Origin of the sequence: Aminobacter sp. MDW-2, assembly GCF_014250155.1 — a bacterium.
GTDB classification, from domain to species: domain Bacteria; phylum Pseudomonadota; class Alphaproteobacteria; order Rhizobiales; family Rhizobiaceae; genus Aminobacter; species Aminobacter ciceronei.
Genome location: NZ_CP060197.1, coordinates 4,489,575 through 4,512,347 on the forward strand (window position 1 = coordinate 4,489,575; position 22,773 = coordinate 4,512,347).

General features: G+C 61.9%; 28 protein-coding genes and 1 pseudogene. 12 read left to right on the forward strand and 17 right to left on the reverse strand.

What is annotated here, in order from left to right:
• Window positions 1-26: 26 nt before the first annotated feature.
• Window positions 27-221: pseudogene (locus H5P29_RS32970) on the forward strand (hypothetical protein); the annotation flags it as partial.
• An 81-nt stretch (window positions 222-302) separates the two neighbouring features.
• On the opposite strand, the gene H5P29_RS22090 reads toward H5P29_RS32970, so the two are convergent.
• Entirely contained in the window at window positions 303-707 is a 405-nt protein-coding gene (locus H5P29_RS22090) for an OsmC family protein (protein ID WP_067963472.1), read from the reverse strand.
• Between the two features lie 98 nt (window positions 708-805).
• Here H5P29_RS22090 and H5P29_RS22095 point away from each other — a divergent pair, with 98 nt between their 5' ends.
• Complete coding sequence (locus tag H5P29_RS22095; RefSeq protein WP_157097224.1) at window positions 806-934, forward strand: outer membrane protein; 129 nt, start codon at window positions 806-808, stop codon at window positions 932-934.
• A 122-nt stretch (window positions 935-1,056) separates the two neighbouring features.
• On the opposite strand, the gene H5P29_RS22100 is transcribed toward H5P29_RS22095, so the two are convergent.
• Window positions 1,057-1,473, reverse strand: a complete 417-nt coding sequence (locus H5P29_RS22100; RefSeq protein WP_067963475.1) for a hypothetical protein — start codon at window positions 1,471-1,473, stop codon at window positions 1,057-1,059.
• Window positions 1,474-1,623: 150 nt separating this feature from the next.
• Window positions 1,624-1,761 (reverse strand): hypothetical protein, encoded by a 138-nt coding sequence (locus H5P29_RS22105; protein WP_154385487.1) that lies wholly within the window; start codon window positions 1,759-1,761, stop codon window positions 1,624-1,626.
• Between the two features lie 94 nt (window positions 1,762-1,855).
• Between H5P29_RS22105 and H5P29_RS22110 the strand changes: the two genes are divergently transcribed.
• Window positions 1,856-2,596: an outer membrane protein gene (locus tag H5P29_RS22110; RefSeq protein ID WP_154385488.1), complete on the forward strand. Its 741-nt coding sequence runs from the start codon at window positions 1,856-1,858 to the stop codon at window positions 2,594-2,596.
• A gap of 172 nt (window positions 2,597-2,768) precedes the next feature.
• Here H5P29_RS22110 and H5P29_RS22115 read toward each other — a convergent pair whose 3' ends face one another.
• Entirely contained in the window at window positions 2,769-3,467 is a 699-nt protein-coding gene (locus H5P29_RS22115) for an SOS response-associated peptidase (protein ID WP_154385489.1), read from the reverse strand.
• 167 nt (window positions 3,468-3,634) lie between these two features.
• On the opposite strand from H5P29_RS22115, the gene H5P29_RS22120 reads away from it, so the two are divergent.
• From H5P29_RS22120 to H5P29_RS22130, 3 genes are all read left to right on the forward strand, one after another.
• Window positions 3,635-4,360 (forward strand): outer membrane protein, encoded by a 726-nt coding sequence (locus tag H5P29_RS22120; protein ID WP_154385490.1) that lies wholly within the window; start codon window positions 3,635-3,637, stop codon window positions 4,358-4,360.
• Between the two features lie 501 nt (window positions 4,361-4,861).
• On the forward strand, window positions 4,862-5,386 hold the full coding sequence (locus H5P29_RS22125; protein ID WP_154385491.1) for a hypothetical protein: 525 nt from the start codon (window positions 4,862-4,864) through the stop codon (window positions 5,384-5,386).
• 342 nt (window positions 5,387-5,728) lie between these two features.
• Window positions 5,729-7,294 carry an inverse autotransporter beta domain-containing protein gene (locus tag H5P29_RS22130; protein ID WP_067963493.1) on the forward strand — a complete coding sequence of 522 codons (1,566 nt, stop codon included), beginning with the start codon at window positions 5,729-5,731 and terminating at the stop codon, window positions 7,292-7,294.
• An 80-nt stretch (window positions 7,295-7,374) separates the two neighbouring features.
• On the opposite strand, the gene H5P29_RS22135 is transcribed toward H5P29_RS22130, so the two are convergent.
• From H5P29_RS22135 to H5P29_RS22155, 6 genes are all read right to left on the reverse strand, one after another.
• Entirely contained in the window at window positions 7,375-7,674 is a 300-nt protein-coding gene (locus H5P29_RS22135) for a hypothetical protein (RefSeq protein WP_154385492.1), read from the reverse strand.
• 103 nt (window positions 7,675-7,777) lie between these two features.
• A complete protein-coding gene (locus H5P29_RS22140; protein WP_154385493.1) occupies window positions 7,778-7,993 on the reverse strand; it encodes a hypothetical protein in 216 nt (71 codons plus the stop codon).
• Window positions 7,994-8,045: 52 nt separating this feature from the next.
• Window positions 8,046-8,276 carry a hypothetical protein gene (locus tag H5P29_RS22145; RefSeq protein ID WP_154385494.1) on the reverse strand — a complete coding sequence of 77 codons (231 nt, stop codon included), beginning with the start codon at window positions 8,274-8,276 and terminating at the stop codon, window positions 8,046-8,048.
• The gene (locus tag H5P29_RS32825; protein WP_256438480.1) at window positions 8,273-8,404 is read right to left on the reverse strand and encodes a hypothetical protein; all 132 of its coding nucleotides are present in this window, start codon (window positions 8,402-8,404) and stop codon (window positions 8,273-8,275) included. The genes H5P29_RS22145 and H5P29_RS32825 overlap by 4 nt, the downstream gene beginning before the upstream one ends.
• A complete protein-coding gene (locus H5P29_RS22150; RefSeq protein WP_154385495.1) occupies window positions 8,401-8,601 on the reverse strand; it encodes a hypothetical protein in 201 nt (66 codons plus the stop codon). Before H5P29_RS22150 ends, H5P29_RS32825 begins: the two co-directional genes overlap by 4 nt.
• Window positions 8,589-9,266, reverse strand: a complete 678-nt coding sequence (locus H5P29_RS22155; RefSeq protein WP_067963507.1) for a glycoside hydrolase family 108 protein — start codon at window positions 9,264-9,266, stop codon at window positions 8,589-8,591. Before H5P29_RS22155 ends, H5P29_RS22150 begins: the two co-directional genes overlap by 13 nt.
• 249 nt (window positions 9,267-9,515) lie before the next feature.
• Here H5P29_RS22155 and H5P29_RS22160 point away from each other — a divergent pair, with 249 nt between their 5' ends.
• The 4 genes from H5P29_RS22160 to H5P29_RS22175 all read left to right on the forward strand — a co-directional run bounded on the left by H5P29_RS22160 (window position 9,516) and on the right by H5P29_RS22175 (window position 12,558).
• On the forward strand, window positions 9,516-9,779 hold the full coding sequence (locus H5P29_RS22160; RefSeq protein ID WP_067963511.1) for an XRE family transcriptional regulator: 264 nt from the start codon (window positions 9,516-9,518) through the stop codon (window positions 9,777-9,779).
• 484 nt (window positions 9,780-10,263) lie between these two features.
• Window positions 10,264-10,500 (forward strand): hypothetical protein, encoded by a 237-nt coding sequence (locus H5P29_RS22165; RefSeq protein ID WP_067963513.1) that lies wholly within the window; start codon window positions 10,264-10,266, stop codon window positions 10,498-10,500.
• 478 nt (window positions 10,501-10,978) lie between these two features.
• Window positions 10,979-11,644, forward strand: a complete 666-nt coding sequence (locus H5P29_RS22170; protein ID WP_154385496.1) for a hypothetical protein — start codon at window positions 10,979-10,981, stop codon at window positions 11,642-11,644.
• 407 nt (window positions 11,645-12,051) lie between these two features.
• Complete coding sequence (locus tag H5P29_RS22175) at window positions 12,052-12,558, forward strand: FkbM family methyltransferase (protein WP_246786994.1); 507 nt, start codon at window positions 12,052-12,054, stop codon at window positions 12,556-12,558.
• 282 nt (window positions 12,559-12,840) lie between these two features.
• On the opposite strand, the gene H5P29_RS22185 is transcribed toward H5P29_RS22175, so the two are convergent.
• Together H5P29_RS22185 and H5P29_RS22190 are read right to left on the reverse strand one after the other, a co-directional pair.
• Window positions 12,841-13,095 carry a hypothetical protein gene (locus tag H5P29_RS22185; protein WP_154385497.1) on the reverse strand — a complete coding sequence of 85 codons (255 nt, stop codon included), beginning with the start codon at window positions 13,093-13,095 and terminating at the stop codon, window positions 12,841-12,843.
• Between the two features lie 2 nt (window positions 13,096-13,097).
• Window positions 13,098-14,900 carry a hypothetical protein gene (locus H5P29_RS22190; RefSeq protein WP_154385498.1) on the reverse strand — a complete coding sequence of 601 codons (1,803 nt, stop codon included), beginning with the start codon at window positions 14,898-14,900 and terminating at the stop codon, window positions 13,098-13,100.
• A gap of 269 nt (window positions 14,901-15,169) precedes the next feature.
• Between H5P29_RS22190 and H5P29_RS22195 the strand changes: the two genes are divergently transcribed.
• Both H5P29_RS22195 and H5P29_RS22200 read left to right on the forward strand, forming a co-directional pair.
• Window positions 15,170-15,310, forward strand: coding sequence for a hypothetical protein (locus H5P29_RS22195; protein ID WP_154385499.1), 141 nt, complete (start codon window positions 15,170-15,172; stop codon window positions 15,308-15,310).
• Between the two features lie 60 nt (window positions 15,311-15,370).
• On the forward strand, window positions 15,371-16,912 hold the full coding sequence (locus H5P29_RS22200) for a hypothetical protein (RefSeq protein ID WP_154385500.1): 1,542 nt from the start codon (window positions 15,371-15,373) through the stop codon (window positions 16,910-16,912).
• A gap of 190 nt (window positions 16,913-17,102) precedes the next feature.
• On the opposite strand, the gene H5P29_RS22205 is transcribed toward H5P29_RS22200, so the two are convergent.
• The 5 genes from H5P29_RS22205 to groES form a co-directional block, all read right to left on the reverse strand.
• Window positions 17,103-19,754, reverse strand: a complete 2,652-nt coding sequence (locus H5P29_RS22205; RefSeq protein WP_154385501.1) for a hypothetical protein — start codon at window positions 19,752-19,754, stop codon at window positions 17,103-17,105.
• Entirely contained in the window at window positions 19,724-20,149 is a 426-nt protein-coding gene (locus tag H5P29_RS22210) for a hypothetical protein (protein ID WP_154385502.1), read from the reverse strand. Before H5P29_RS22210 ends, H5P29_RS22205 begins: the two co-directional genes overlap by 31 nt.
• Window positions 20,150-20,382: 233 nt before the next feature.
• Window positions 20,383-20,613, reverse strand: coding sequence for a hypothetical protein (locus H5P29_RS22215; protein WP_154385503.1), 231 nt, complete (start codon window positions 20,611-20,613; stop codon window positions 20,383-20,385).
• A 63-nt stretch (window positions 20,614-20,676) separates the two neighbouring features.
• A complete protein-coding gene (gene groL / locus H5P29_RS22220; RefSeq protein ID WP_182573627.1) occupies window positions 20,677-22,305 on the reverse strand; it encodes a chaperonin GroEL in 1,629 nt (542 codons plus the stop codon).
• Window positions 22,306-22,339: 34 nt separating this feature from the next.
• Window positions 22,340-22,654, reverse strand: coding sequence for a co-chaperone GroES (groES, locus tag H5P29_RS22225; protein WP_067966797.1), 315 nt, complete (start codon window positions 22,652-22,654; stop codon window positions 22,340-22,342).
• Between the last annotated feature and the right edge of the window lie 119 nt (window positions 22,655-22,773).

Below are 22,773 nucleotides of genomic sequence, written 5' to 3' on the forward strand. Positions count from 1 at the left end.
GTCGCGAGGCCCCTTCCGGAGCAGCCATGACCTCGCCTGCGCTCGCCTTTCAAAGACACTGCCAAGCCGACGCCGCCGCGGCAGTGATCCCGGTGGACATCGCTGCTGCGAAAGCGCTCGCGGTGGCGACGCCGGTCGCCAAGACGGAAACGGTCGACCTCCTCGCGGCCAGCGGGCGCGTGCTCGCCGCTGACATGACGGCGCGGCTCGATCTGCCGCCCTCCGATACCGCCGCAATGGACCGCCATGCGGTCAGGCTGGCCGAGCTGTTTGTACCGAGTCCCTGGCGGCTTCCACGCCTGTCAAAGCTTCCGGACCATCTGGCCAGACAACACGGTGGCCGAAGACAGGGTGTTGAAGATCGTGCCATATTTGCGGACGTTCTTATGCAGAAGTTCGATCCGACGGTCGTGTTCGTCGGTATCGACGATGATCTCGTACTCCACCAAAACCATCCGCGGCGGACTGTCCTCGCGCACGCCGCGCAGGTGGACCTCAACCCCCCGGAATGCGAACTTCAGGAGCGGGGCCGCCCGTTCGATGCCCTTGATCATGCAGGCGGCAAGCGACGCCAGCAGCATCTCCGCCGGGTTGAATGCGTCGGCGCGTCCATCCATGTCAGTATCGAGACGGATCGCCGCGTCCTTGCATCGCGCGACGCTGCCGTGCTCGTCGATGCGCGTCGCCTGAATCGTATGTTCGAGCATCACTTGACCCTCTGGTGAACGGCGCAATATCTCGCGTTCGTTCCCAGAAAGCCCTGATCCAGATCAAACAGATCGTTTTCTGAGTCGCCGGCTGGACCATACGCGCCGGCGCGCAATATGCCCCCACCGACAACTGGTCGCTTCGCGCCGAGTATCTCTATGTCGACCTCCAGGACAGCCGGGGATCGTTCACGACAACGGCGAATAGTCTCGAGCGATGCTGCTGAACGCAAAGGCCCGCCGGCCGAAGCCGGCGGGATCGACGCGCCTGCCCAAAGATGGCCAGCCAAGAATGTTCAGATGGCGAATCCCGATCCAGCAGGTCACCGACGACGGAAATCGGCCACGCCTAACGGGTTGCCTGCCTCTGCTGCACTGTTGCCCGGCATCTGGGGCTCAGTTCATTGATCATCTTGCCAAGCCTGCAATCGGCGCCACCCTTGGATGATCCGCATAAACGGGCCCTATCGGCCGCGCACGCACCGTCACCCTTCGCCTCGCGCTGTTTCGGCGCCTTTCCTTTTGCCTCCCGCTGCTTCGGCACCTTTCCCTTTGCCTTCATTTCAGGCTCGATAACGGCCCTGCACATCGTAGAGAGTTGATCGACGTACCGCCCGAGTTTGCATTCATGCCTTGCCAAACCGGGGCATAACCGTGCCCGGTCGCTCTTGCAGCTGTCGAGTTTCTTCTCCGCTGTTGCAAGGCCCGGCGTCAGGGTGATCAATGCGAAGACGATGGAAGCTGTCAGCAGGACGAATGATCGCATTGCGCACGCTCCTTGCAGGATCGCTAAAATAGCACGGGCCGCACAAAGCCGCATCCGCAAGATCGGCCGAAACGACGAAAGCCCCGCGACCTTGCCGCGGCGGGGCGCCGTCTAGCTGTCAAATATCGCTGAACAAGAGCGATACCGCTGTCACGGCAGCTTGAAGCCCCCGCCCATCATGAAGGCGATGGCCAGGATGATGCCGCTGATGACCAGCTTGGCGATCCAGTTGAGCGTGCCGCTGACGCCGTCGATCCTGGCTGCCCCGACCGCTGGCTGAATAGTCAACCACCTTGCCCCTGATCATGACTCATGATAACCGCACGCTGTATCGTGAACGCTGCCCTGTTCGCTCGACTTGAGTCGTGAATGAGGGCAAGCCATGAACCCCACCATAATCAAGTCTATTCGCAAGGCGTCCTTTGTGACACTTTTTGCGAGTTCTTTGGCGCTCGCGGCCAGCTTGCCGGCAGCCGCTTCTGACGCCCTCTCCGCCCCTCCCGCAGGGTTTGTCTGGACTGGCGGCTATGCCGGCGTCCACCTCGGCTATGGCGGCGACCGAACCACGGTCACAGAGCTGGATGACTATTCCTTCTCGGCGTTCGGCGACACGCAGTTCAAATTCAACTCTAACGGCTTCCTTGGCGGCGTGCACGCTGGATACAACTGGCAGTCGGGTCAATTGGTATATGGCGTGGAGTTTGACTTCACCGGCGCAAATATAGACAAAACCGTCGCCAATTCCATGATGCCGATGTCCAACGAAAGCTTCTCGACCAAGATCGACTGGTTCAGCACCGCTCGTGTCCGTCTAGGATACTCGATCGACCGTTTCCTGCCGTTCGTGACCGGTGGTGCCGCCATGGGCCACATCAGAAGCAGTTACGACGACAACGACCCTAGCCAGAACAATCATGCCGTTGCGGACGAAGTTGTGGGTGGCTGGACCATAGGTGCAGGCGCGCAATACGCCCTGACAGACAATTGGTCCGTCCGTGCCGAGTATCTGTTTGTCGACCTCAACGACAGCCAGGGATCATTGCTGGATGGAAATGACCGCTACAGATACGATTTCGACAACAACATCCATGCCGTGCGGCTCGGCGCGAGCTACAGGTTCTAGCGCGCGAGAGCGATCGCAAACCCCGGCCTCGGGGCTCCTGTTTGCGCGCACAAAAAAGGCCTCGCCAGCCCTGGGAGGTCAGTGGCGCCAGCATGTTGCCGGCGCCTGCGGGATGACCTGGTCAGCGTGAAGGCGCCGCCCGCCATCAAGATGATGCGCGCGTTCCGGGCGGCTACGGCTCTGCGGGATCGAGAATGTCAGGCGTGTCGTTCCTCGGCGAGCCGACCTTGCGGCCGATCTTCCACATCGTCATCAGCCCGGCGGGGAACGGCTTCATCAGCTCGGCCGGATCGGCATCCGGGCCGATCCATCTCTGGTAATCCACTGGTGCCAGGATGACCGGCATGCGGTCGTGGATGGTGGCCATCAGTTCGTTGGGGGAACAGGTGACGATGGCGAAGCTGCGCAGAAGCTCGCCGGTCTCTGGGTTGCGCCAGAGATCGACGATGCCGGCGAGCGCGAAGGGTGAACCGTCCTTCATCGCAATGGCGTAAGGCTGCTTGTCCTTGCCGGTGCCGTGAATGTCGTGCCACTCGAAATAGCCGTCGATCGGCACCAGGCAGCGCCGGGAGGCATAGGCGCGCTTGAACAGGCCGTTTGTGGCGATGGTTTCCGAGCGGGCGTTGACCGGCGGCGGACGGCCCGTGCCGGCCTCCTTCTGCCAGGACGGCACCAGCCCCCATTTCGCCTGGACGAACATCGCGCTGCCCTTCTGGGCTTCGTCCTGCACGATGACCGGATAGACCAGGCTCGGGGCGCCGTTGTAGCGGGGAAAGCTGTTGTCGAGCGCGCCGACGTCACCGGGGTCGGCAAAGCTGAAGCCGCGCACCATCTCGGCAAGGGTCGATCTGACAAAGACACGGCCGCACATGCTCCAACTCTGCCGCAACGCGCCTGATAAAGCCAGCCAGACAGGAGAACACGCCGCGCCAAAGTTGCTTGGGGCGCTTGCACACCACCATAAGCTGCAGTAGACAGCCCTTTATCACCACGAACGCTGCCCTGTTCGTTCTGCAGTCGCCAAAAACAGGGAAAGCCATGACCACGACAAGATTCATCCGCCAGGCGTCAGTTCTGATGCTGCTGACGGGCTCGCTGCCTTTTGCCGCCTGCCTGCCGGCCAGGGCCGCCGACGCGGCCTCCGCGCCAGGGTTTGTCTGGGCCGGCGGCTATGCCGGCGTCCATCTCGGTTATGGCGGGGCCCGAACCACCGTCACCGAACTGGACGACTATTCCTTCTCGAATTTCGGCGACACCGAATTCAGATTCGATTCGGACGGTTTCCTCGGCGGCGTCCACGCCGGCTACAACTGGCAATCCGGCCGATGGGTCTATGGCGTCGAGCTTGATATCACCGGGACCGACATCGACGCCACCGTCGCCAACTCGATGATCCCGGGCTCCAATGAGAGCTTCTCGACCCGCATCGACTGGTTCGGCACGGCCCGCGCCCGCCTGGGCTATTCGGTCGACCGCCTCCTGCCCTTCGTCACCGGCGGCCTCGCCTTCGGCCACGTCAGGAGCAGCTATGACGACAACGATTTCAGCCCAGGCAACCACGCCGTCGCCGACGATGTCGTCGCCGGCTGGACCATAGGCGCCGGCGCACAATATGCGCTTTCCGACAACTGGTCGCTTCGCGCCGAATATCTTTATGTCGACCTCCAGGACAACAGGGGATCGTTCGGATCTGGCGACGCCTACCGCTACGACTTCGACACCAACCTCCATGTCGTGCGGCTCGGCGCGAGCTTCGGCTTCTAGGTCGTGACAGCCGTGCCGTTGCCCGCCTCGCGCAGATGCATCGAGGCGGGGCCACCCCAAAACCCGCTCCATCGAGCTACGCCATCCAGCTGACTGTCGGCCGGCCGCTGCCTCAAGTAATATCAAGCATTGGCAAGGTGGGGTTGATCGCCGGCGCAACGCCTTACATCGACGAATGAGTGTTGCGTCGGCTGCCCCGCCAACCCATGCTACGCAACGAACGGCCCGACCTGGCGACGTCCAGGCGGGCCGTACTTGTTTGCGCTGGCGACTTTGCGCTCTCGACAAAAGCCCCGCGCCTTTCGGCAGCGGGGCAGGATGGGAGAGGTTCACGCACAGAGCATAACATGAGTCGTGCGGGTCCCGATGCGCCCCCTTGCCCGCCCGCCGACAGCAGCTATGCTTTTCAGTGTTCCGGGGACGTCCCTGGGGGCATTCCGGCGATCGGCAGGGGGGCTGAAGCCTAATGTGTTCGAATGCGAGACGAGCGGCGGGGAAGCCGTGACTGATCTGGCCGACATCAGACATCCGCGACGGCGGCGACCGCATCTGCGCAGCCTGATTGCAGCTGCAGTGCTGCTCGCCCTGCCTTGTCAGGCAGCGCAGGCATTTGAATTCCCGACCGATTCTACCGGATACTCCCAGCATCTGCGCGAGCTTTGCCTGATCAAGGCAAGGGTCGCCATGCCGGGCACAAGCTTTTCGGCTTCGCACCGCTTCTGCAGCCTGAATATCGAGATACCCATCGCGCTGGCCGCATCCTGCACCGAGGCGCTGGAACCCTGCACAAGGCGCGCCCTGAGCGACTATTTCAACGTGCGCCTGTCGAGGCCGATCGACAATCTGACGCGCTGCGACGACAGGGGATGCGCGGTCTACTACAATTTTCGCGACGCGGAGAACCGCTACGAATCCGCGACGCAATGCGGTTTCGACATCGGCGGCATCGCCCGGACCGACGAGCTGGGGAACGTGATCTCCCTGGTGTCGGTTTCCATTAACAGGAACTGCCTGAGAGAGGGATAGTCTCGCGGCCTGCATGAACGAAAACGAAAAAAGGCCCCGCTGCTTTGCGGCAGCGGGGCTCCTGGGAGGTCAGTGGCGCCAGCATAACATGTTTCCGGTGTCGGGCGCAGATCTGTGGGGCCGTTCGCCAGCTTCGCCGAACCGCACCCGATTTAAGGCGACCAAAGACCCGCTCTACGGCGAGCACTGCCGAAATACGGCATGTGACGTATTTTTTCCGAAGCGTCCTCTGGGTAGACGGCCGACTTGGGAAACGTCTGCCGGGAGCTACCAGTGGGGGACTTGCATCGAACGAATGGGGGCATCTGGCTGGTACTGGCGACAGGTGCATGGCTTTTTGCAATGCCCTTTGCCCTCGCCTCGGACTTCGCAACGAAATGGGGCGCGCATCTGGAGATTGAAGGTCGAGTGAGCTCGGCCCGTACGCTGGGCGACGCCGCATTGTTCGCGCCGCTGTGGCAGAATGACGCCTCGCTTTTGTTCGCCGACGTCCGAGCGCGTTTCGACGACAACTCCAATCGCGAAGGTAATTTTGGCGTCGGTCTTCGCCACATGCTCGACAAGGGCTGGAACATTGGTGGGTACGGCTACTTCGACGTTCGCCGGTCGGTTCACGACAACACGTTTCGACAGCTGACCCTCGGCATCGAGGCACTCAATGCCGACTTCGAGCTGCGCCTCAATGGTTACCTGCCGATCGGGCAGCGCACCCGCGACACAGGCCAAGCCGCCACCGCATCGATTTTCGGTACCAACATCTGGATTCAGGGCACGGAAGAGCATGCCCTCGCCGGCTTCGATGGCGAGATAGGCTGGCGTCTGCCCATTCTTGACCCGAGCGACGCCACCCAAATCCGCGCCTATGCCGGTGGCTTCTATTTCGACAGCGACAAGGTCGACGAGGCTATAGCAGGCCCGCGCGGCCGCCTCGAGGTCAGCTTCGACGGCCTGTCGGATCTCATCGGTATGGCCGAAGGTACCAGATTGACGGTCGGGGCCGAGCTGCAGCACGACAATGTCAGAGGCACCGAAGCGTCGGCCATTGCCCGCCTTCGCATCCCCCTTGGTCCAGCCGGCAGAAGCGGTCACCTGACCGCCCAGGAATCGCGGATGACCGAACGAGTGGTTCGGGACCTCGATGTCGTCACCCAGGTGACAGGTGGACCAGCAGAGCTGGCTACGCAAACGGCGGACGGTCGCTCGCTTTCGGTGATCAGCAGCAGCACGACGACTGGCGCAGATCTTGCCGGCGCAGTGGCCGGCGCAGGCGCCAACAGCCATGTCATATTGTCCGGCACATTCGACACCAATGCCCCGGTTCGACTTCAGACCGGCCAGACGTTGATGGGCGCCGGCGCCACGATCGTCAGCAGCGCTTCGGGCCGAAGCGCCACGTTGTACACCCAAGCAGCTACCATCAACTCGGCAATTTCAGGCAATCAGGCTGCGGTGGAGATGGCGGACTACAGCACATTTTCAGGAATGGTTGTTCATCGCCAAAATCCGGGAAGCTTTGGCAATCCTATCGCAATAGTCGCCAGAAACGTAAATCATGCAACAATTACCAACAACGCGGTGAGCACGACATCGGCGGGCCACACTGCTTTTGGTATCAGCGCTCGATGGTCTAACAATGTGACCATAGCCGACAACATCGTCGCCGTTGAGCACTACACCGATGGCAACGTTACTGGTGTTCAAATGTTCATGTCGAGCGGAACTGTCCGTGGCAACTCCATCGACGCTCGCGCATCTGACGTCGTCAACACGCGCGCCGTGCACATCTATGAGGCAAACATCTTCACCGGCTCGACAGGCAATACGATCGTCAACGGCAGATGCGACGCTGCGGCTCCAGGCTTCGGTGTCGCCGTTGAATTCACCAATGCCCCGGCCTGCGGGCCATGAGCACCCGCGCCAGCTTGCACAGAAAAAACTCGCCGCCTCCAGGCAGCGGGGCTCAAGGAACGTCGGCTTTCGGTCCATGATCAGGGCAGCTTGAAGCCACCGCCCATCATGAAGGCGACGATGGCGAGGATGATGCCGCTGATGACCAGCTTGGCGATCCAGTTGAGCGTGCCGCTGACACCGTCGATCTTGGCGTCGAGCGTCGAAAACCGCATGTCCATGTGCTTGAACTGTTCGTCCTTGCGTGCCTCGGCGATATCGCTCTGGCGCTGCCGGGCTTCGAGTGCCGCCAGGCGCTGGTCGCGGCTGGCGCCCTGATGCTCGAGCGCCACCAGCCGGGACCGCAGGTCGCCGTCGATTTCCGTGTTCCGTTCGTTCATGTCGGTGCCCCCCGCCGCCAGCCGGCCACCGCCAGCCAGCCGATCGACAGACCGAAGCCGATCAGCAGCACGTCGTTGATGGTGAGAAGCGTGGCCTGGATGATCATCTCGACCTCGGGCAGAGCTGTTCGCGCAGCTTGAGGGCGGCCAGGTGGCGCGCTGCCTCGGCTTCGTTCATGGCGTCATAGACCTGTTGCCGATAGCGGAGGTCTGGACCCAGGCAGATGCTGCCGCGCGCGGCGGTGCAGGCGGCAGCGCCCGTCAGCACGACGATCAGAAGCAGGATGCGGGTGATCAGGTCGAGCAGCCGGCGCTTCATTGTCGTGTCCTCATTGCCGTTTCCTCATGGTCGTGTGGTTCTGGCCGCGCCCTCATTGTCGTGTCCTTCTGGCGAGCTCGGCGCGCAGCTGGTCGGGAGACATGGCGCCAATGTCCGACTGCACCTCGCAGGCGATGTCCCTCGCCTTCTGCTCGGCCCTGGCCTGCCGGTCGCGCTCACGGCGGGCGCCGCGGCTGTTGCCTTTGAGGAAAGCGACCAGTGCGGCCAAAAGGCCGCCCATGACCGCCAGAAGCGTCGGGTTGGAGAGCAGGAAGCCGGTCATGAGCCGCCCCTTCCCCAGCGCTGCCGCGTGGCATGCATTGCGAGCAGGATGACGACGGCAACGACCAGCCCCAGCATGGAGCCCATGACAGTCAGCGCCTCGCCTGATGTGACGGCGCGATCGGTCATTTCGTCCATCCGAAGCGGCGCGCGCCCCAGTACCAGCCCTCGGCGACCATCGAGGCGACGAGGCCAAGGCCGGTGCCCAGCCATTCGACAAGCTGCGGATCGGCGACGAGCGCCTGCTGTTCCTCGGGCAGGATCAGGCCGAGCGCCAGCAGGGGAAGCGAGACATAACGCAGCAGGATGCGGATTATCGGTGCCATGGTCGGTGTCCTCTGATGAACCAGGCGGCGATCGCCCTGGTGATGAGTTGCAGGAATGAAGCCAGGCCGCTCCTGGTGGGGGCGGTCGGTTGCTTGACGTCCACTGGGTGCCCCACCGGCGCGGGTGACGGCGGCGCGTGTTCAGGCGCGTTGGGCACGGCCAGCTTCAGCGCCGCCGACCGAACGGCGGAGACACGGGCCGTCCAGCCCTTGCCGAATGTCGGCCAGGTGGCGAGGCCGCGCAGGAAGGCCATGCGCCTGTCGCACAGGTCGTTGATGACGGTGGCGTGCATCATGGCGCTGACAGCGTTCAGCGTCGCCGGGCCGATCCGTCCGTCCTGGACGGCACCGACGACGCCTTGCAGATATCTGGCCGCCCTGCCCGGCCCGCTGTTCACGGCGAAGTCGAAGACGGCATGATCGACGCCGTCGGGCAGCTCGGCGCCATGCACGGCGTCCCAGTAGAAACGCCGGTAGACGGTGGCCAGCTGCGCGTCGGTGATCCCGCGCAGATCGTCCTTGGTTGCATCCGCCTTCACGTAGCGGCGGAAATTCGCCAGCGTCACCCCCTTCATGGTGGCGCCGCCAGGATCGGCCGGATGATCCGACCAGCCGCCTTCATGCTTCAGGACGAGCGTTAGCGCCCGCGCGAAATTGCGGTCCATGAAAAATTCCTTCGGTTGGGATTGGTTTGAGCAGCCAGCAGGCGCGGTGACGCGACGTCGCGTTCGTCCGACGATCTGACATCGGCGGAATGGCTTGATCACTTCGGGGCCAGGCACCATATTGCGATTGCGCCTCTCACCGTTTCGGGAGTGACGCTTTCGGTTGCCGGCTTTTCCGGCATGCCATCTCAATCAGCGCTGACGCATTTCAAACAACCGCCAGCGCTGTACTCAAAATTTGGAGGCTAAATGTCTATTGCAACGCCCTTCGCGCTGCCGGCGCAAGTTCTGTCAGCAATTGCAAATGGAACGCCCGCCATCCAGGCTTACCGCCAATATTTGGGCTATTCGATCGGCGCCGTCGCTGTAACAAGCGGGCTTACGGTTGATGAAGTCGAAAGCATCGAGGCCGGACATCGCTTCGAAAAGGGATACCGGGACCGCATTGCGCGAGCCCTCGGCCTTCCGGATGGCATTTTCGACCAAATGTCGGACGTCTCGGACGCCGCGTAGTCCTGATGGGCCCCGCAGCAGTGAGCGGGGCCATCCCTCTTCCTCCACCGGGGGCGGCCAGGCGCCAGACTGCCCCGCACTGGCATGGAACGGTCAGCCGTCCAAGGAGTTAAGCAATCTTCTTGGGAGGCGAATATGACGGCCGATCTGAAGTCGTCCCGCAGCGACAATGACCTTGAAAGACGCGCTCTATATCTCCGTGGCTCAGGGGGCTCACGCGTCGAGCACATGGCACCTGTCGACCATCTGAGCGACGTTCCAGGACCGCAATGGACTGACCTGTTCTACATCGCCGTGGCGTTCGGTGCGGCTAGCGGCTCTTCTGGCTGGCCGGCTACTAGCTAGCAGCCATGGCATCCGGATCACGGTGCGATCAGCCCCCCTCACGTTTCAGGACGAGCGCCGGTGTAGATTGCGGCCACTGGTGATTTCCTTTGATGATGAAGTCGTTCAATCTGCCAGCATCAACGGGAGGGAGGGCTGAATGAAGTGGGTGATCCTCATCGCCGGCGTGTTCCTGTTCTTCAACGGAATGTTCACGCGAACCTACAGCTTTGACAACGAAAGCCCGGCCAGACATTGCTACCAGATGGATTACATCGGCCTCTATGGATGTTTCGGCAGTCCGATGATGCCGGCGCTGATCGCCTGGGGTGCAAGCCTGATCGGGGCCGGCCTGATTGCCTGGTCGGTATTTCGCGGCAGGCACAAGTCGGCCTGACCGCTCCGGCCACAGTTGAATGCGCACGCCAGGCCAGGTGCCGGAGCACGTGGCAGGCAATGCGAATGCATGGCGCCGAGGTGATCTTGCCGGCCGCAACGCAAATCGCGCCGACCGCTTGTGCGGATAGATCGAGCTCGATCTCTAACGCCACCAGATATGGGTGATCGCCCGGGCTCACGTCGCGGCGGACGTTCGCCAGCGTCACCCCTTCATGGTGGCGCTGCCAGGATCGGCCGGATGATCCGACCAGCCCCCTCATGTTTCAGGACGAGCGTTAGCGCCCGCGCGGCGTTGCGGTCCATGGTGGGATGTTACCTACGTTCCTGCAGGTCCGGACTACTCAGGCTAAGTTCGCAGACGCTTGAAAGTGGTTCTACTCGCTTTTCGAAGAACAAAAGAAGTGGTAGGTCGCCATTACCTGATGGGGATTTTCGAAATGCCGAGCCTGCGACAGTTACTGAGGGGCAAAAATCCCATGCCGAAAACCTGGGAAAACTCCCAGGTCTATGAGTTCAACTTCACTCGGCAATGGATGGAGGGCGAGGCATTTAGCGATTACCTGACCTCGCTCAAGTCTGACCGATCCCACATCGTCGCAACCCTCAAGAGCTACTTCTTTCAGGGGCACGAGGCCGAATTCGATGCGCTCTGCCTTCACGCCAGGGACCGTCAGAACCTTGAGATCGGCCCCAGTTGCGGCCCAATGATCTACGGATTCGCTCCGACCATCCCGCCCTACATCATCGAGCCGACGGGCGCGAAAATCGTCGAGTATCAGCGTCGACATTTTGGCTTCGACGTATTCGAGGGTGGCCGACTGTTTTCCACCGATGCGGCAAAGCCGATCGCGGAGATGGAACGTGCCATTGACGGGTTGATCTACGTCCGCAATTGCATCGACCATTCTCCAAAATGGCCTTTTATCGTCTCGAATATTGCCCGATATGCTGCCCCTGGCTGCAGGCTTCTGTTCTGGTCCGAGATGAACCACGGGCCGACACCCGACATTGGCCACTACAACATCACCGACGATGTGACAGACTTCTTGAGGATGGTTGAGGCACTCGGATTTAAGATCGATCGCCACTTCTCCAACGATCCGAACCTTCCCGATCTGGGAATAGTGGCCACGAAACTCTGAGGTTTACTGCGACAAGACACGTGGCAAATTGACAATAAACGCGAACACTGTCGGCTATAGGCGCTGCCCAGCTATCACCCAGTTCGGCATCATACGAGCGAAAGCGGCGCTTGGGGCTGTGCTGTTGTTCCCGCAGGATACGGGGAAGGCTGCGAATTTCGAAGACGGTTTGAAAGTGGCTGCCGATAGTCTAAAGCTGCCCTGTCTATTCCGCTGGGGTCCCTATGCGATTAAGCAACCTTATCAGATCAGCATTCCCACCAGCGTTCGTCCGAGGCCAGGGGGAACGCAAAAGCTATTCGCAACTCCAGCAAGACCTCTGGGCGCTGTCGGAGGTGGGAGATAGAACTGACGGATTCTTTGTAGAGGTCGGCGCTTATGATGGGGTTGCCCATTCCAATACCCTCATGCTTGAACAGATAGGCTGGTCTGGCATCTTGGCAGAGCCTAATCCGGCGCTGGAAGAACGCATCACCAGCCGGCGCAGATCTCCTCTCTGCATGCAGCCCGTCGGGAAAACTTCCGGCGTTGAAGTGGAGATGCTGTTTGTCCCAAACGCACCCGAGTTGTCCACGATGCAGCAGTACGCAGGAGGGGACAGCCATGCGCCTCGCCGCGCGAACCATTCGAGGGTGACTCAGACAACTATCAGTCTGAATGACCTGCTTGCCCGCTACAACGCCCCGAAACGGATCGATTTCATAAGTATCGACACCGAAGGCAGCGAGCCCGATATCCTCGCTGGCTTTGATTTCGGGCACTATGACGTCCGCCTATTTGCTATCGAGCACAACTTTACGCAGGCAGAAAAGGATATCGATCGGTTGATGAAGCTGCGAGGGTATGAACGCGTGCATCGCCTTTGGTCCCGATGGGACGCGTGGTACCGAAAGCGGCCTAGGCCGGCCAGTTGATCAACGGCAATTCGGCTAGGAACTCCGAGACGGCCGGCCGAGAACGCTGGCCGTTGGATGCCTTTTCGAGTTCACTGTAAGCATAGGCCCAGATAGCGTCTCGCCAAGCGACAAAAGCCCCCGCCTCCAAGGCCCATTGGGCATTCGTGCTACCCATGTACGTGGCGATTGATATCGCGCTGTCATAGCTACGTGTCCGGGCTTCACCGTCCAGGAGCGTTTCGATCGCCTTCCTGTAGTCGTCGATTGCTGGTGGTGGCGCCGGTCGGATAGTAATGACGCTCACTGCCCTGCCTCCTGTTCTGCGAACCATGCTTCAGAACCGATCCCGTGCCCGTCTGGTTTGGCGAAGTCTGCCGACCATAGCTCTCGCTCAGAGCGGTCTTCGGGCAGATCGGTCACATTGATGATGCGATACGGGACGCCAGCAGGGACGTCCTTGCGGGCAATCTCTTCGATAGGAATGCCACTCTTGCCAGCGGGGATAAGTACACACACCCCACCATTAAGTGATGGGAAAATAATACGATTGTTCATGATCAGTCTCCCATGACAATGATGCCTACATATGCGGTGTCAACACCACCAACGTTCGACTCGCCCACCACAATGCCAAGTGCTGTGGTTGTCTTAGTGCCGCCGCTATAGTTCACATCCCTGAGGTTGCCACTGGCCATGCCAACCGCGGCGTAGTTGGCATTGGCCAATGCTGTTGCGAAGTTGACTGTGTAGTTGCCAACTCCGTTGTCGGTGATCGAGGACACGTTGAAACTGTCATTGATGGCGACAGTGCCGGTGCCATTGAAGTTCACCCAGGCTTTGGCAACTCCCTGCGAGGTGGCGATAGCCGTCGCGACTGGCACCCCGTTCTGCTGCAGTTCGGTCGCATTGATCTTTCCTGTGCCTGGGTCGCCACCGGCCGCACCGTTCATCCAGAAACCGGAGCCGATGGTGAACTTGACCGCATAAGCACCGGCCCAATAGGTGCGGAAATCCAGTACGCTGGATTCCACCCCCACCCCGTTGTTCATGATCGACGCAACGATGTCGCCGTAATTGACCTTTGTTCCGGCGGCGTTCTTCCCTGGGAAGCGGATGATACCGGTGTTCCCGGTAATCACGGCGTCCCGGTAGAGTTCCAACGTAGGGGCTGCTCCTACTGACGCGCTCGTGTTGATGGCCACGATAGCGCCCTGTGCATTCAGGGTTCCGTTGATGATGGGGCTAGTCAGTGTCTTGTTGCTGAGCGTCTGGGTACCAGTCAACGTTACCTCGCCGGCGTCACCCGTCCTTTCGAAGATGAGCCAATGGGCTGCGCCGTTGGCCAGCGTGCCAGATCCGCCGACATATGCCAGCGTCAACTTGCGATAGCCGCTACCGTCCACCACAGAGCCGGTGACGTTGTAGCTGTGGCGGATCGCTGCGTTCGTCTTTGACCGGATCGTCAGGACACCGCGCACCGCTGTCGTGCTGTCGTCCCATGTATCGAGCACGCCGGTCGCCGTCACGCCGTCACTGTCGACATTGTCGATATAGGCAGCGGTTGCCGAGCCGGGAGCCGCGTTGTTGAGCCGGAAGATGCCGGCGCCAGGATCGGCGTCGGTCGTCGTGGTCGAGAAGTTGTACGGCAGCGCTGCCACCGCGTTGGCCGCAGCGGTCGCGCTGTTTGCCGAGGCAGTCGCGCTGTTCGCCGCATTGGTAGCATAGGTCGCTGCATTCGACGCCGAAGTCGACGATGAGCTTGCCGACGCTGCAGCAGCACTCGCCGATGCCTGCGCCGCCAGAACAGTCGCCGACAGTTCGCTGAGCGGAAACACCACCTCGAAACGGACACCGGTGAAGAACAGCACCGCCTGCCGTCCGGCGCTGAACTCGGTCGCGCCGATGTCGGCGCCGTTGCCATATTTCACGCCATAGCTGCCGACACCGGCGACCGTGATGGTGGCAGCGGCACTGTTGTTCTGCGTCGGCGTCATCAGGTATAGCCGGTTCGCTTGGAATCCCACCGGCTGGGATACCACGACGGCATTGCCGGTGCCGCCCGTCACCGTAAGCTTGTCCACGGCGGCGCGGCCGAACAGCCTGCCATAGCTCATCGGCACCCATGACGCCCCGGTCGCGTCCCACTCCTTGAGCACGGCCGGATCGACATTCTTGTCGAGCCAGAGCTTGTCGGTTGCGGGTGCGACGATGCCGTCGACCATGTTGCTGAACACGCCGGCCGCGCGAAGCGCCGACAGAACCAGCTCGGACACCCTGACATATTTTCCGGTCTCGCTGGTCAGCGTGGTTCCGGTGAGGAACAGGCCCCAATGCAGCGAATTGTCGAATTCCGTCGCCATATCTTGTCCTCAAGGCAATGGGGCTCGCCGCGGCGAGCGGTTCAGGGTGGTGATGCGGAGAGACAGGCCGATGCTTTTGCGCCTGGCGCGAACCACGCGCCGTCAGATCGATCGACGTCTGGGACGATTGTTGCCATCAGAAGTCAGGGCACCGGCGCAGAAGCAGCGCAGGTCGAGACGATCTGCGCTAATCTTGTTCGTCGCGGGCAGAACCGGCATGAAACCGCTGGCGCGAGCGAGCTCGGACCGCAGCGACCCTAGGGGCACCAATGCTTGTTCGTTTGTTTGACCGATGGTCGGAATGGCCGGCCTGGGCGCGATGGACATCCGGCATCGGCGACATCGTGCCGCTCGGTTCTGTCCGTGCGGCATGGGGCGAGCGCGATTTCGTGGCCGAGAGCCGGCCTTGAAAGGGGCGGCAATTTCAGGTTGAATACACGTTATACGCGAAAATAAGCGAAGCTTGGACGATGGGCCTGTTTATCGATCTGTTGATTGACCCTGCACGGATTGCCTTCATGGCATTTCTGTTGGCGACCGCTCTCGAACTCAAGAGCAGGATTGCGGTCGGATTGACGATCACTCTCGGGGCGATCGTGTTTGCAGTCCTGATGCCCTTGGTCAGGCCGACCGAGGCTCCCGGCATAGCGTTGGGCCTGATCGCCAACCTTTTCCTGCTGGCGATCTTCTACCGTTTTCATACCCTGGTGTTGCGCCGCCTCAACCCAGGGTCAAACCGACCTTCGACTGGGCTTCTCATGGGACTGTTCGATCTGCTTCGCAGCAGAAAAGCCCGCAGGGAGCAAGCACTCCTCGCGGAGGCGCGCGCCAGAGGCCAAAACCTCGCCATGCTGCGCTCGGCCATCTCCACGATCGGCGGCGAGATGATAGCCGCCGGGTCCGATACCCAGCTTGCGCCGCGCTCGGCAGCGCTTCTCGTAAGCCACATCATTACACCCCGCTCGGTCGTCGACAGCGACGTGCGCTTGCTCGCGGGTCTGTTCGCCATGGTGGCCGCGAGACATTTCTCGTCCAAGATCGGCACGAATTTCGAGTATGCCAGCACGCACGCGGTGCTCGAAGTGATCGGCCTCCGCAATCGGGATGAGCTCGCCACCATCATCGAAAATTACAACAAGCCGTGTGTGACCAATGCCGATCCGGTCGCGATGGTCGGGTATTCCGTTGGCGTCTGGATGGCCTGTCCAACGCAGGAAAATCTGGGTTTCCTCAGGGGCCTGTTTTCCCTGCTCTTCGGGTGGATGGCCAAAGAACGAGGTTCGGCGCCGCAGCAGCCATCGCCTGCGTTGCAGGCCGGCGCAATCCCGGAAGCCGGAAGTGCACCTCCTCCAGACACGAAACCCTATAGGCGCGGCGCCCGATTGGTGGATTGGGACGGCTGTCCGGCGATCTTCGGTGAAGCTGGAGCATTCGCCATGCTCAAGCCAAACTCCCTCTGGGTGCCGGTGGACTTCGTAGATGTCCAGTGGTCCGGTGACATACTCCCCGAAGAGATCTGGCGCAAACGCTTCAAGCGCTTCGGCGAACTCGACCCGCCGATGTTCGACCAGGTTTTGCCCCGAGCGCAGGAACCGACCGGCCGGCCGGCTGCGGAGCCTTCTGCCTCGGCGCCGCCATCGCCTGCGCTCCCGGCCGGCGCAGCCGGGGAATCCGCAAGTGCTGCATCACCGGACACGGAACCCTACAAGCGCCGCACCCTTTTGGTAGATTGGGACCGCCGTCCTGCGATCATCGGTGAACGCGGAGCATTCGCCATGCTCAGCCCCAACTCCTATTGGGTAGAAGTGGACTTCGTCGATGTCTGGTGGAACGCTGACGTGCTCCCCGAAGAGATCTGGCGCGCACGCTTCAAGAGCTTCGGCGAACTGGACCCGCCGATGATCGACCAGCTGTCGCCACCCGGACCGCTGGATCCGATCGTCGGGCCGCCTGATCCAGACCGGCGCAGCCCCGGAATTCAGATATGGTACCCCAAACCCGAAACGCCATAGCGGCCCTCCAATTCGTGAGCATCGCCTGTTGTAAGGCCGCCGGACGTGTCCCCGTCCGGTAGAGAGCTGGCGGGCGGGAATCGGGCACAGCGGCACCCTCTTTTTCCCTCGACAGTGTCCGTCCACAGTCCAGCCCCGACATATGTCGAGATGAGTTGCAGCCAGTTGCCGTCCCCTGAAAAGCGCCGCCCTATGCGGCCAGGGAGGTGAGCTCAGGTTCGACACCTCTGAAATCGTCCGGCAACCCGAAGCCACCCTCTATGATCCAGCGCCAATAGGGCAGCGTCAGGAACGGCGCCATCCTGGAGCGGCGGTCAACATCACCAGACAACATAGCGAGATCACCTGATGAGGCGTGAGCGGGAATGCCGAGCAACCGCGCCGCATCTGTCCCAAGCCGGAATGACGGGCCGAGCCGAGAGCCGTAGGCGTCCCGATCGGCGACGCGCGCGGCGGGCCGGCGCGCCTCGGCTGTCGGATCGGGCAATTGCCCGCCTGCCGAGGCCAATGCATGGAAGCCGGAGCCGCCCAGCTTTTCCCAGGCGTTGTTGATCTCCATGCCGACCGACATGATGCCGGAGCGGTCCAGCCCTGCGGCAATCCATGTTTCGGAATCCTCCGCAAGCTCGCTGCCCGATTCCATGGCCTCGAGCCAGTAGACCAGCATGCCCAGAGCAGACATGCCCAGCGTGCCCGAGACGAACGAGCCCGGACCGTCTTGCAGGCCGTGCATCGATGCACGCTGATTGGCGGCCAGCGCGAAGCTCGTGAATTGTTGCAAGGCCCTGCCCTCCGGCGTGTGAGCAAACAGCGGCACATCCGCCAAGCTCTCGGTGACCACCGTGGTGTCGACGTCCTTGTTGACGGCGGCAGTGAAGGCGCGGCGCGCTTCGTCATCGGTCCAGCGCCCGATCAGCGGAATGTGGACAGTCTCTTCGATCTGTCCGAACAGTGAGTACTGGGCCGCAATTCTTAAGGCCATATCCTCGTCGATACCGACGAATTCCATGTATTTGCGGTCGGCCGCAGAAAGGCCCGCATAGCCCCGGATTCCCGGCTGTGTTACACTTTTTCCAAACAAGGAATCCGATATGCGCCCCACCAATTTAGTGAATTGGGATAACCGCCCAGCAGTCATCGGTGAAGCCGGAGCATTCGCCATGCTCAAGCCCAACTCCCCTTGGGTTCCGGTGGACTTCATGGATGTCTGGGAAACCGCCGACGTGCTCTCCGAAGAGGCCTGGCGCGAACGCTTCAAGAGCTTCGGCGAACTGAACCCGCCGATGTTCTCGCTCGACCAGGTCTCGCCTGCAGCAGCCCGCGCCGCCGAATAGAGCTTCTCGGCCTCCTTCTCCAGCTTGAGGAATTCCTCGGACGTGGGATCAAGATCTCGCGCGAGATTGTACAGCTCTTCCCCGCGTCCGAACTTCGCGTCACGCAGGTTCGATTCCCATAGCTGGACCTCACCCACCGTTCCATCGTCAAAGCGCAGGATGACCTTGCGGTCGAAGTAGCCGTTGGTCTTTTTCTTCCAGCCTTCGTCTAGAACGTCGTATCGCTCCGCCAGCTTCGCAACCACTTCGTCGGCCCGGGCAGGTGTCTCGACCACGAAACCGGCCCGGACCACATCCGTCAGGTGGGACGCGTCGTCATATCCCTTGCGCGCAATCTTGACTGCCGCTTTCTCCTTGTCCTTGAATCCAGAATTTACGAAGGTCGAGCCGGTTGCCTCGGCGACTTCGCTTCCCGCGGCGACGAGTTCGGCCTGCCGTTTGCCGACCACCGCATAGAGCTCATCAAGCGATACAGTCGGCTGCTCAAAGAAATCGCCAATGACCAGCTCTCGGGCCGGCAGGGAAGCGCCATCGCTCGCCGCCAGCACATTCTTCAGGATGCGGTTCTGGACCAGCGCTGAAGAAACGTGCGTGTTCACGTCGGTCAGGAACGGCAGCAGCGTCATTCTGGAGAAGGTGGTGCCCATGTTGTCGATCAGTTGCTCGAAGGGCGGAATCATCGCATGAGGATCGGTCAGCCCGGCCATGGCGGCGATACGCGAGCGCAACAGGTGTTTCACCACCGTGTAAAGGCGCCTGGCATCGGCGGCCGCGAACTTGATCGCGCCGAGATTGGTGACCAGCGGTGCGATACCTTCGTTCATATACCGGCCCAGCCCGTGGACCATCGCCGGCCGCACGGCATCTCCCAGCGACGAAACCAGCATGCCGGCGAGCCGACCCATGACCTCGAACAGCCCCGCCGTCCGCAAGACGCGGGCGAAGTCGGTGTGCCGGCTGTCGAGCCCGGACTGCCCGCGCAGAAGATCGCGCATGGCGGTGACGTCCGCGATGTCGCTGCTTTCCCGGCGGGTCAGGTCCTGGAGTGCCTTGGCCTTGGCTGCTTCGTCCATGTCGGATGCCTGCACCTGTTCACGCAGTTGCCGGTAATCGTCTTCCAGCCGGCTCAGCTGGCTCTGAAGCGTCGGCTTGCCCGGCCCGCCAAGGCGCCTGTCCAGGCGTGCCAGTTGGACGTCGGCCGCAACGACGCGGGCAAAGCGCCGGCCGATCAATTCGACATCGTGTTCAAGAAACTCCTCGATGCGATCCAAATCGATGTCGAAGGGGCGTCCCGCCAGCAGCCCGTGTCTCGACATCACGATGTCATAGAACGGCATGTCCTGGTTTGCCCGACTGGTGACCTGGGAAAAGATGTCGTCGACAACGCCGTTCACATAGTCCGCCCGCTCCCCCGGCGACCGAAACCGGTGGCTATTCGGCTCGGCCTCCGGCGCCAACTGGTCGAGCGCGTCGGGTTTCACGCCCTTGATGCGGGCGGGCTTGCCCATCTTGTCAGCCTCGCGCTCGAGGCGCGCAAGCTGTTGGTCAGCCGGTAGAGCTTGGCCCGCGACATGCCGAGCCGCTGGCACAAGAATTCCGGCCCGAGATCGGGCTCGGGCACGTTCGCCTCGATGAGCCGGCGCGCGGCCTGCAGCGAGGTGCCGGCGGACGCCTGCCCGATCATCCCGCGGCCATGGGCCGAGGCGCCGGCGAAGGCCGCCACAAGGGCTGCCGTGCCGTGGGCGGCGGCACCGGCGTCCTTCGCAGCCAGCACGGGGGCTTCGTCGTAAGGCGCGCCCAGATGGCGGGCCAGCATCGCGTTGAGCGCGGTCGAGCGCTGCAGGATGCGCCCATGCAAGACGTCGAGATCGGCGACCAGCGGGGCCAGCAGAGCGCGCGGCAAAACCAGCGAGAGGCTGCGGTAGCGCGGCGCGCAGGCTGGACTGCCGGGTCATGTCGAGAACAACTGCCGAAAGCGCGGCAAGACAACTCGACGAACTCATGGTCATCTTTCTTCGCCCCGAAGCTCCAGGTTCCTCCTTTCGACGCTTCCGGCTGGCTATCGGGTCTAACCGGGTTGGAACGGACGATACTGTCCGTTCCTTTCATTTGCCGGCATGCGCCACTTCCATTTTCTCAACCCTTTCCAACATCCGTTTTCGGGGTCGATTTTCCGGCTGACAACTGCCGTGCTGCCAGAAGCATCACCGTGTACGCTGCCTTCCGCCGGTCCCAGCCCGCGGATTCTGCCGTGTCGAGCACCTCGGTCAGCACCGGCTCCAGCACGACTTTAAGATCGGCCTCATAATCGAGTTCGGTAGCGGCACGTTGCGGCGGCGCAATCTTGTTGATGTTGCTCGTATCCATGCCAATCACCCGTCCGTCTGGCCGTGTCCGCGCCTCGATGGACGCGGACACGGCCTCTGTCTCTTAGAAGTCCATGCCACCGCCGGGCATCGCCGGCAGCGGCGCGTCCTTCTTCGGCTTCTCGGCCACCATCGCCTCGGTGGTGACCAGCAAGCCAGCGACGGATGCCGCGTCCTGAAGTGCGGTGCGCACCACCTTCACCGGATCGATGACGCCCTGTGTGTAGAGGTCGCCAAACTCATTGGTTTGTGCGTTCCAGCCATAGCCGAACTCGGCCTTGTCGCGCAGCTTGCCGACGATGATCGAGCCTTCGGCGCCAGCGTTTTCCGCAATCTGTCGCACCGGCGCTTCGAGGGCGCGCCGCACGATCTCGATGCCGTGTTTCTGGTCGGAATTGTCGGCCTGGACATTGTCGAGCGCCTTCACTGCGCGCAGCAAGGCAACGCCGCCGCCCGGCAACACACCTTCTTCGACGGCGGCGCGGGTGGCATGCATGGCGTCATCGACGCGATCCTTGCGCTCCTTCACCTCGACCTCGGTCGAGCCGCCGACGCGAATGACGGCGACGCCCCCGGCGAGCTTGGCGAGGCGTTCCTGCAGCTTCTCACGATCGTAGTCCGAAGTGGTCTCTTCGATCTGGGCCTTGATCTGGGCAACACGCCCCTGGATCTCGGTCTTGGAGCCGGCGCCGTCAACGATGGTGGTGTTTTCCTTCTCGACGACCACCTTCTTCGCGCGGCCCAGCATGTTCAGCGTTACATTCTCGAGTTTGATGCCGAGATCTTCCGAGATCGCCGTGCCGCCGGTCAGAATAGCAATGTCTTCCAGCATCGCCTTGCGGCGATCGCCGAAGCCAGGCGCCTTGACGGCCACGACCTTGAGGCCGCCACGCAGCTTGTTGACGACGAGCGTGGCTAAGGCCTCGCCCTCGACGTCCTCCGCGATGATCAGCAGCGGCTTGCCGGATTGGACCACCGCTTCCAGAACCGGAAGCAGCGCCTGCAGGTTGGACAGCTTCTTTTCGTGGATCAGCACGTAAGGTTCGTCGAGCTCGACGCGCATCTTGTCCTGGTTGGTGATGAAATACGGGCTGAGATAACCGCGATCGAATTGCATGCCCTCGACGACTTCGAGCTCGGTCACCGCGGTCTTGGCCTCCTCGACGGTGATGACACCCTCGTTGCCGACCTTTTCCATGGCCTCGGCAAGGAAACGGCCGATTTCGGCGTCACCATTGGCCGAGATGGTCCCCACCTGGGCGATCTCGTCGTTCTTGGTCACCTTGCGCGCATTGACCTTGAGTTCCGCGACCACGGCGTCGACCGCCTTGTCGATGCCACGCTTCAGGTCCATCGGGTTCATTCCGGAAGCGACAGCTTTGGCGCCTTCCTTGACAATCGCCTGGGCAAGCACGGTCGCCGTTGTGGTTCCGTCGCCGGCGATGTCGCTGGTCTTGGACGCGACCTCGCGCACCATTTGCGCGCCCATGTTCTCGAATTTGTCCTCCAGCTCGATCTCCTTGGCGACGGTGACGCCGTCCTTGGTGATGCGAGGGGCGCCGAACGACTTGTCGATCACAACGTTGCGGCCCTTGGGACCGAGCGTGACCTTCACAGCGTTGGCGAGAATGTCGACACCGCGCAGCATCTTCTCGCGGGCTTCGGTGTGGAATTTGACTTCCTTAGCAGCCATTTTTCTTGCTCCTTCTCAAAACGGCAGGTTCCACTCAGGCGGCCTTCTTCGCCTGGACCGCGGCATCGATCACGCCCATGACGTCGGACTCCTTCATGATCAGGAGATCCTCTCCATTGAGCCTGATCTCGGTGCCGGACCATTTGCCGAACAGGATGCGGTCGCCAACCTTGACGTCGAGCGACAGCAACTGGCCGCTGTCGTCGCGGGCGCCCGGACCAACGGCGATGACCTCGCCTTCCTGCGGCTTTTCCTTGGCGGTGTCGGGGATGATGATGCCGCCGGCCGTTTTTTCCTCGGCCTCGATGCGGCGGACCAGAATACGGTCGTGCAATGGACGGAACGTCATGTCGTTCTCCTCATGGACAAACAGATTTTTGAGGTTCCTCCGCGCCGCATCCGAAGCGGTGCCGGCGCGGGGTGCGCGCGACCCTCTTCGGCATCGCGCGCAATCGATCTGGGTGAGGT

Bases quoted from the DNA above. Each gene is read 5' to 3' on its own strand.
- H5P29_RS22145 (WP_154385494.1), bottom strand. From the start codon at position 8,276: ATGACCGGCTTCCTGCTCTCCAACCCGACGCTTCTGGCGGTCATGGGC.
- H5P29_RS22160 (WP_067963511.1), top strand. From the start codon at position 9,516: ATGTCTATTGCAACGCCCTTCGCGCTGCCGGCGCAAGTTCTGTCAGCA.
- H5P29_RS22130 (WP_067963493.1), top strand. From the start codon at position 5,729: ATGCCCTTTGCCCTCGCCTCGGACTTCGCAACGAAATGGGGCGCGCAT.
- H5P29_RS22215 (WP_154385503.1), bottom strand. From the start codon at position 20,613: ATGGATACGAGCAACATCAACAAGATTGCGCCGCCGCAACGTGCCGCT.
- H5P29_RS22170 (WP_154385496.1), top strand. From the start codon at position 10,979: ATGCCGAAAACCTGGGAAAACTCCCAGGTCTATGAGTTCAACTTCACT.
- groL (WP_182573627.1), bottom strand. From the start codon at position 22,305: ATGGCTGCTAAGGAAGTCAAATTCCACACCGAAGCCCGCGAGAAGATG.
- H5P29_RS22190 (WP_154385498.1), bottom strand. From the start codon at position 14,900: ATGGCGACGGAATTCGACAATTCGCTGCATTGGGGCCTGTTCCTCACC.
- H5P29_RS22200 (WP_154385500.1), top strand. From the start codon at position 15,371: ATGGGCCTGTTTATCGATCTGTTGATTGACCCTGCACGGATTGCCTTC.
- H5P29_RS22165 (WP_067963513.1), top strand. From the start codon at position 10,264: ATGAAGTGGGTGATCCTCATCGCCGGCGTGTTCCTGTTCTTCAACGGA.
- H5P29_RS22110 (WP_154385488.1), top strand. From the start codon at position 1,856: ATGAACCCCACCATAATCAAGTCTATTCGCAAGGCGTCCTTTGTGACA.
- H5P29_RS22175 (WP_246786994.1), top strand. From the start codon at position 12,052: ATGCTTGAACAGATAGGCTGGTCTGGCATCTTGGCAGAGCCTAATCCG.
- H5P29_RS22195 (WP_154385499.1), top strand. From the start codon at position 15,170: ATGCTTGTTCGTTTGTTTGACCGATGGTCGGAATGGCCGGCCTGGGCG.
- H5P29_RS22135 (WP_154385492.1), bottom strand. From the start codon at position 7,674: ATGAACGAACGGAACACGGAAATCGACGGCGACCTGCGGTCCCGGCTG.
- H5P29_RS22185 (WP_154385497.1), bottom strand. From the start codon at position 13,095: ATGAACAATCGTATTATTTTCCCATCACTTAATGGTGGGGTGTGTGTA.
- H5P29_RS22205 (WP_154385501.1), bottom strand. From the start codon at position 19,754: ATGGGCAAGCCCGCCCGCATCAAGGGCGTGAAACCCGACGCGCTCGAC.
- H5P29_RS22115 (WP_154385489.1), bottom strand. From the start codon at position 3,467: ATGTGCGGCCGTGTCTTTGTCAGATCGACCCTTGCCGAGATGGTGCGC.
- H5P29_RS22155 (WP_067963507.1), bottom strand. From the start codon at position 9,266: ATGGACCGCAATTTCGCGCGGGCGCTAACGCTCGTCCTGAAGCATGAA.
- H5P29_RS22100 (WP_067963475.1), bottom strand. From the start codon at position 1,473: ATGCGATCATTCGTCCTGCTGACAGCTTCCATCGTCTTCGCATTGATC.
- H5P29_RS22090 (WP_067963472.1), bottom strand. From the start codon at position 707: ATGCTCGAACATACGATTCAGGCGACGCGCATCGACGAGCACGGCAGC.
- H5P29_RS22120 (WP_154385490.1), top strand. From the start codon at position 3,635: ATGACCACGACAAGATTCATCCGCCAGGCGTCAGTTCTGATGCTGCTG.
- H5P29_RS32825 (WP_256438480.1), bottom strand. From the start codon at position 8,404: ATGACCGATCGCGCCGTCACATCAGGCGAGGCGCTGACTGTCATGGGC.
- groES (WP_067966797.1), bottom strand. From the start codon at position 22,654: ATGACGTTCCGTCCATTGCACGACCGTATTCTGGTCCGCCGCATCGAG.
- H5P29_RS22140 (WP_154385493.1), bottom strand. From the start codon at position 7,993: ATGAAGCGCCGGCTGCTCGACCTGATCACCCGCATCCTGCTTCTGATC.
- H5P29_RS22150 (WP_154385495.1), bottom strand. From the start codon at position 8,601: ATGGCACCGATAATCCGCATCCTGCTGCGTTATGTCTCGCTTCCCCTG.